The sequence below is a fragment of the Jeotgalibacillus terrae genome (assembly GCF_016908195.1).
GTDB classification, from domain to species: Bacteria; Bacillota; Bacilli; order Bacillales; family Jeotgalibacillaceae; genus Jeotgalibacillus; species Jeotgalibacillus terrae.
In genome coordinates this window covers 1-7483 of record NZ_JAFBDK010000037.1, presented here as the reverse complement: position 1 = coordinate 7483, position 7483 = coordinate 1, and the positions used below count along the sequence as shown (strand labels likewise).

The window sequence follows — 7483 nt, the reverse complement described above, 5'->3', positions numbered from 1 at the left end:
TCGCTAACTCTTTTCGACTGTTTGGGGAGGTTCTCCTTTTTTTATGCGCTAAAACGCTTGTGGGCGTTGGGCTGAGAATTATGAAATTCATTCAGATATTAATAATATATTTAAATTCTATTCTTGTTCCTCAGACATTGATCTAATAACAGATATCTGAATATTCATAAATTTTTAATTTGTAGTTTAATATATAGTATAATAGTCTATAGTTCAAGAGGTTTTAGCATTATTTGTTATTAATAGAGAAATTTATATTATGAATTAAATTCTTGAAATTTCAAACTGGTTACTAAGTTATCTAATTTATATTTGAAGGCTTCTATGGTGGTTAGTAAGCACTAGAATATATGGTAACTGTCATTTGCATGCCATAGTTAAGATAAAATAGCTAATAAATTTTTCTAAACAAAATTAAATTTATAGCATGAACTAGCAAAGAACTGAGCTCGAGAAGAAGTATTAAGCTAAGGTACATAATAATTATTTCTAATAATCATTAAGTCAAAGGTTACTTTTGGAGTTTGAAGCTTAACGTTAGCAAATCCACAAATCTATTAAGGTACAAATTAGAATTTCATTTGATTCAATAATATTATAATGCATATCCAATAGTTCACTTATTATTTTTCGAATCTGATTATTAGCTATTTTTTCAATTGGATCTAGAACGAAAACACCGATTCTGATTCGATGTTAAGCGACCAAGCCCACATCATGGTAAGGTGGTTTCTGTTAACCTTTCTAGAACGATTTCCGCCTTATTTAATCATTTAATTCCAACAATTCATTTCAGTCTTTACTCGGAAAGCATGATTACTCTGATGTTTTCCGTAAATTCATTGTGAGAGATCTTACTGATTTTCTTAGAGCAGGCAGCACTTGAAAAATGGGACGGGTATCATTACGATGCGGATCGAATGAGTTCTCTTCAATTGAATACTGTTCATTATTCATCGATTAGTAAAAAGATCGCTGAAGTCCCTTAGCAATTGGCTACGTACCTATTTCATCTGCTTGTTAACCGTTGTAATTATACTCAAAGAAGGTCGAGGCCGATTAGAAATACTTGTCTATTGATCGATTCCACCACAATCACACTTGGCAAATCGAGGATGCCATGGGCACCTTACCATGGTGAACTATTAGGAATTAAGCTTAATGTCGCTTATACAACTGAAACGGAGATGCCTCTTCATGTAAAGAAAACGACAGGGCTGCTCCACGATAGACCTGCCGATATTTCACTGGCTCATTCGAATGTTATTCTTGTGTGAGACCGAGCGTATGGTAAACACAAACAGCTTGATGCGCACGGACGACGTTTTTTGATTAGATTGAAAGACAACATTGTGTTTCACAAACCCTATTCTCTTCAGCGTTTTTCACCGAGATCATCAAATGTAACAGGAGATATAACCTGCCGACTTGTGGAACCAAGCAATCCCGGACAGAGCAGCGGTTCAGAGTCGTGTCATTCACTGACCGTGAAGGTCATCTGGTGCATGTCGCGATTAACGTGATGGAACTGTCCGCTGATGAAATCGCTAGCGTGTATCAAACACGATAGAAGATTGAATCTTTCTTTCAAAGGACCAAAGGACAATTAATTGTCTAGACTTTATTTGGAAAATAACAAAATGAAGTATTTCCCATCTGTTTATCGCTTTGATCACTTATATCTTGATTAATTGGACCTTCGAAGAGGTTAAGTTAAAGGAGATTAAGAGGTTGTCACAAAATGGTTTTAAGCGTTTATTTCTTTGTGATGATTTATTAAAGATTGACTGGCAGAACGCAATAGCTGAATGACCTTATCGACTGAAAGATGAAGTGTATTTAGAAGACCTAAATTTTGGCTAATCAACAGACGTGTATAAAATGTTATATATATTATAAAGGTAATTAAAATGAAAAGGGCTTAACCTCCATCAGAGGTTAAGCCCTTTTCATTTTAATCAGGAATCTTTGATGAGCTTAAGTAAAGAAAAGAAACTATTAACAGGCCAAAGAGAAAGTAATAAGGATTAGGCTGCTAACAGGTGTAATGTCGTATAGGTAAAATTAGTAAAATAATCAAGCCTTTTATATAAAGAAAGGTCGGTGGAAATTCCAAAAGACAGCTATAATTTACTCAAGCATTTCTGAGAGGATGAGAATCGAGATTATTTTAAAGTTGTAACCTTAGAAAACAAAAATTAGCCCGTCTCAGTTCAAATGTGCCACGTGGGAAGCCTTAAAGCCTGAATCATCGTCCTTCTGGTTATCTAAACTAAACTTAAAAAAACACTTAAAATATAAGAGTCTACAATGTTTTATATGTAAAAAAAGATAATAAAAAAATTTAATTAAAAATTAAATTTCATTTTTTTAAGAGTGACTATACTCCTACGGTCAAATTATTGTTAGTATAAATATAATTACCAATTTTATGTCTTATAGAGGGGGACGATTTCATGCCCAATTTGAGTAAGAGTAAAAAAACCCTTGAATTTGATGCTACTAATAGTTGGAACGGCTACAGTTATCAAGGTAAAATCGCACTTATTGTTGTAATAGATTTAATTAAAGAGCGTGTTGAAAAAAATGAGAAAATAGATTCCTTTAAACTGGCTTTTGAGCGTCTCGAAGATTTTTCGATATTAAAAAATGGAAAACACATTCAGATTCATCAAGTTAAATCATATGCTTCGGAGCCTTTATCGGAGTACAAGGATGCAATTTGGCAACTTTTAGGGAAATCTGTATACGAAGAATACTCAACAATTGAAAATTCGTATTTGCATGTCGCTGATGTAATTAGATCTTCAAAAGGAGATATAACATCTAAAAAATTACTTTTTGAAGTTTTAGATACTTATTCAAAACCCCAACCTTCTAAATCAAAAATAATCATTAACTCTTTAGAACTTTATAATTATGTAAATGATAATTTTTTAAAAGAGGAAGCAATAAATAAATTCAATATATATAAGTATCCTCCTGGAAAATATTATTGCCAACTTATTGATGTGGAAAAGACAGTTAAAGACAAGATTCAGGAATATTATGAAAGTACAGGAGTTAAAGATTCACTTTTAAAAAAAGGATTGTTAGAAAAATATATAGATTCTGCATATACGTGTATGTTAGGACTCATTGATAATCACATTAATAATAGGCATATCAATCGGCAAAAAGATGAAGATATATTTGATAAAGAAATTTGTTTTAAGGATTTTATGAATATTATGGATACAAAGTATGAAGAACTCCCCCTTTCATATTATATATATTATTTAAAAAACAAAATGTTTGAAGTATTAAATAGTTATTGTATTAATAAAAAACAAGAAATAGAAACCATCGTACAGGATTCTGCTGAGACTAAATTATCACAAGAAGATCACGAACAATATAAACATCAAGAAGCCGGAATTGATAGAATAATGATATTAATTAGAGAAATATATACCAAATATAGTGACTTAGAATTTTTAACACTTTGCAAAAAAATAAACCCTCATCTGAGAGTAGACTTTAAAAACAATCACTTATCTGCTGTGGAATTGGTTAATGAACAATTTATTACATTTCCTTGGATATATTCACTCTTGTTATTTCATAAAGAACTTAGCGAAAAAAATTTAGTTATAAATTTGAATAAAGAACAATATCTACCTACGGCTATAAGTCACACTATACCAATTCCACAAAATCCTAGTTCGTTTTATCAGCGGGAATCAACTGTATTAACTAATGCTGCTATTAGTAAGATCGCAACAAGTATCATTGAGAATCGTGAAATTCATATAGAATTGTATAAGATTGATAAAATTCTTACTGGAAATATAGATGCTTCGTTAAAGGATTATATTCATAAAGTCACTGTTAATAAAGAAAAAGGTAGTGACAAAAAAAATAACCACATAATGGATATAAAGAACGTTAAATTAGTTACACTAGAAAATAGCTATGCTAGGAGAAAAAAATGAGTGAAACAATTGATATATATGCTTTTGTTGAAAGATTATTTATCGAACTAGATTACGAAAAAAGAGACATGCCTAATTTTAACTATGTAAAGATGGATCATTTGAAACCACTTTTCTTTAAAAACACTTTTAATAACACTTATTTTCTTGTACTTTTTACTACTGATATTTCGGATTTAAAATTTATACTAGAAAACCAAGCTAATTATTTCTATTTTTTAAAAGAGCAGAATGAAAAACTATTAGATATAGATAAAAATACCTCCATGCTTATATTTCTTCCAACAAATGAAAGGAGCAATGAAATTCTATTAGTAGAAGAAGACCCATACTATTTTAAAAAATATATTCTGCCATATACTGAGGATCAATATAATGAATTTATTTTAAATTATTTTGAGCCAAACAATTCTAAACCCATTACGGAATTGTTGGCTAACATTGTTACAAGTGTAGATCTTTTTAACGAATTCAAAAATGATCCATATGGTGAAAATACATTTAATTTTGTTTCCAATCTGTTTATAAAATTACCAGCATTAAGAATTCCTGAAGATATAAACAAAGAGATATACCTACTTAAAGAAACTATTGGTGTTTCTTTAGAAAGTAGTGGTCTAGACAAATTTAAAAATGAGCTAGATTTATTAATAAGCAATATTGATATTGATATTGAGCTAACTAAAGATGAGAAAAATGAACATATTATTTTTGAGTTATTTCTAAGTCGAAACAATAAAGGTGAACAACAATGAGTTTATTTAGTATTAATAAAATCCATATAAAAAACTTCAAACTCTTTGAAGATATTCCTCAGCCTATCATCTTGGGAGGAAGCACTTTAACAGTTTTAGATGGGCCTAACGGATTTGGTAAAACCTCAATTTTTGATGTAATCGAATTAGTTTTAACAGGCAAGCTGAACAGAATAAAAAAATCAGACGCTAGAACAAAGTATAATGAGCTTTTATTTAAAAATGACAGTTCAGTCGAAAGTATACTCAAAATTGAATTTGTCAAAAAAGAAAGCAAAGAAAATTTTACTATCTTAAAGACAATTCCAGCAAATTTGATGACCGAAAAAAACTCACCAGATAACTTTGACATTTTCGAAACATATTTATTAGATAATTTCAACGACCTCCCCTCACAAGACAATTTAGTCGTAACTGAATTACGTGAGGTGATTTTTGAGAAGTTTGGTGTAGACATAACTAATATATTTAATCTAGTTTATTATATCGAACAAGAAGACAATAAATATCTGCTAAGAATGAATGAAACTGAAAGGTTAACCCAAATCTCTTTATTGTTTAATACTGATCGAGAGGAAGCAGAATTAAAACGCTACAATGAAATTAAAAATACCTTATTAAAAAAGAAAAAAAAACTATCTTCAGATATAACAATATTATCCAGTGATATTGATGGTCTCACTAAACAATTGAATAAAACCGAAGAAGGAAAAGTTGAATATTTTGAGCTTCTTCCTCACTTTTCACCACTATTCGAGTGGGACAGAAAGCATTTAAAATCTTTAAATTTCGAAACCAAAGAAAGATACATTCAAGAGCTAAACAAAATTAGTGAGTTTATTGTAAATTTTGAATCCTTTGAGGCGAAAGAATTCAATACAAAATTATTAAGTTTCACTAATAATGAACAGCTTTTAGAAAACTTTATAATTTTAAAATCAAATTCTAATAATGCAGATGAAATAATCGAGTTGTACGAAGATCAACTGAATGCTTATATACTTGCAACTCAATTGTCGAAAGAACAGTTTTTAGTGGAGTGGAAAGATTTTGAATTTGATAAATTATATGATTTTTGGACATCACACAAACCTACTCTATTTACATCAGAAACTAAAGAAAAAATTCAAAATAAAATAAAGGAATTGAGAGAAGCAGAAAAAAATTCTTCAATATTTTCTGAAAGTATACGAGAACTAATTAATATTAGAGACAGTTTTATTAGAAAGTATAAATCTACTCTTGATGATACCCATAAACATGACAGTTCTGTGGAGTGTCCACTGTGTGGAGGTTTTTGGGATTCATATAGCCAATTAATATCTAACTTTGAAAGTAAAAAAAACTACTTCGAGAGTTTGTTAGATGATACGTCAAATCTGATAAATGATAGCTTAAATAATCTATATGATACTGTAATTAGTCAAGTATACCAGGATAGTTTAAATTATTTCAAAGAAGAGAATGACAAAATTATAAGCACCCAGTATTATAATCAGATTAAGGATATTCCTAAAGATAAAAACCAAATAAAAGTGTTTGAAGATTGGTTAAATAAAAACGATATATTCTTTAGGGAGTTAATACCTTTAAAGAATAATTATATTGAAAATGATGAGATTTTATTAATAAAACAAAAATTAAAATCAACAAATGAATCAAATCTAAAAACAATTAAAAATACTACAATAGACATTGACTTAGAATTATTTAATTCAATATATAAACAGTATTTTAAGATGGACAGTCGCTTAGTTGATAAATGTAATACAGAAGCCATCGATAAAAAAATAGAGTACATTAAAACTTGTTATTATAACTCAATATTCATAGAAAAAGAAAAGCTAATTTCAGAGCTTGAAGAATATAAAGAAAAAGAATTAATATACGAACAATTACTAGATGGTACAAAAAAAGTAATCAAAGTATATGATACCAATATAAAAAAATACTGGAAACAGATAATGAAAGACATTGAAATTGTATTCTATATTTATTCAGCAAAAATTCTTCAATCTCATCAAAGAGGTTCAGGAATATTTATGAAGGAAAGCAAATCAAGAATTATTAGATTTATTAGCCACCCTGAAAAAGATCATGATGTGTCGAATTTTATGAGTTCAGGTCAACTTTCAGGAGTTATTCTAGCATTAACTTTAACTTTAAATAAAGTTTATGGGAATAAAGGGCTCTCCTCATTGCTAATCGATGATCCTCTTCAGACTATGGATGATATAAATATATCTTCATTTATAGAACTACTAAGAAACGATTTTAGAGAAAAACAAATCATATTATCAACTCATGAAGAAAATATTAGTAATTTCCTCAAATACAAATTTGACGTTTTTAACCTCAGATCGCAGTCATTAAACTTAAAAAATGATTTATATTTGAAATAATCTATTTAAATGGAAGGCATGCTTAAAAGAACATTTAAGCATGCCTTTAATTTTACATTAACTTCTAAAGCGCGCCTTCAAGCCTTTTTCTCATCTATTTAGATCTTTATTTTATAAAGGTATGTTTTTGAAATACCTGCAGCTTTTGAAGTAGTATTAAAATTTATCAGCTCATCATTTTCTTTAATTAATTTTTTTCACGCTGTCTCGACTTTATTTTTTGTTATTTCCTTTTTCAATATGACGTGTACCTGTTTATGAATACAGCCATTAGATTGACCCACCTTTGCCATCTTTTTGATCCACTAGTGACACGTTTTTATACCACCTCTGCCATAGAGAGATCCACCCT

The 7483-nt window shown here is 29.4% G+C and carries 4 protein-coding genes; all 4 read left to right on the top strand.

The features are described 5' to 3' along the window. The first annotated feature begins 992 nt into the window (after positions 1–992). Complete coding sequence (locus tag JOD21_RS18955; RefSeq protein ID WP_204731059.1) at positions 993–1277, top strand: hypothetical protein; 285 nt, start codon at positions 993–995, stop codon at positions 1275–1277. A gap of 1179 nt (positions 1278–2456) precedes the next feature. Beyond that, entirely contained in the window at positions 2457–3974 is a 1518-nt protein-coding gene (locus tag JOD21_RS18950) for an ABC-three component system protein (protein WP_204731058.1), read from the top strand. Further along, the gene (locus JOD21_RS18945) at positions 3971–4729 is read left to right on the top strand and encodes an ABC-three component system middle component 1 (RefSeq protein ID WP_204731057.1); all 759 of its coding nucleotides are present in this window, start codon (positions 3971–3973) and stop codon (positions 4727–4729) included. Before JOD21_RS18950 ends, JOD21_RS18945 begins: the two co-directional genes overlap by 4 nt. After that, positions 4726–7131 carry an AAA family ATPase gene (locus JOD21_RS18940; protein ID WP_204731056.1) on the top strand — a complete coding sequence of 802 codons (2406 nt, stop codon included), beginning with the start codon at positions 4726–4728 and terminating at the stop codon, positions 7129–7131. Before JOD21_RS18945 ends, JOD21_RS18940 begins: the two co-directional genes overlap by 4 nt. Positions 7132–7483: the final 352 nt, after the last annotated feature.

Bases quoted from the DNA above. Each gene is read 5' to 3' on its own strand.
- JOD21_RS18950 (WP_204731058.1), top strand. From the start codon at position 2,457: ATGCCCAATTTGAGTAAGAGTAAAAAAACCCTTGAATTTGATGCTACT.
- JOD21_RS18945 (WP_204731057.1), top strand. From the start codon at position 3,971: ATGAGTGAAACAATTGATATATATGCTTTTGTTGAAAGATTATTTATC.
- JOD21_RS18940 (WP_204731056.1), top strand. From the start codon at position 4,726: ATGAGTTTATTTAGTATTAATAAAATCCATATAAAAAACTTCAAACTC.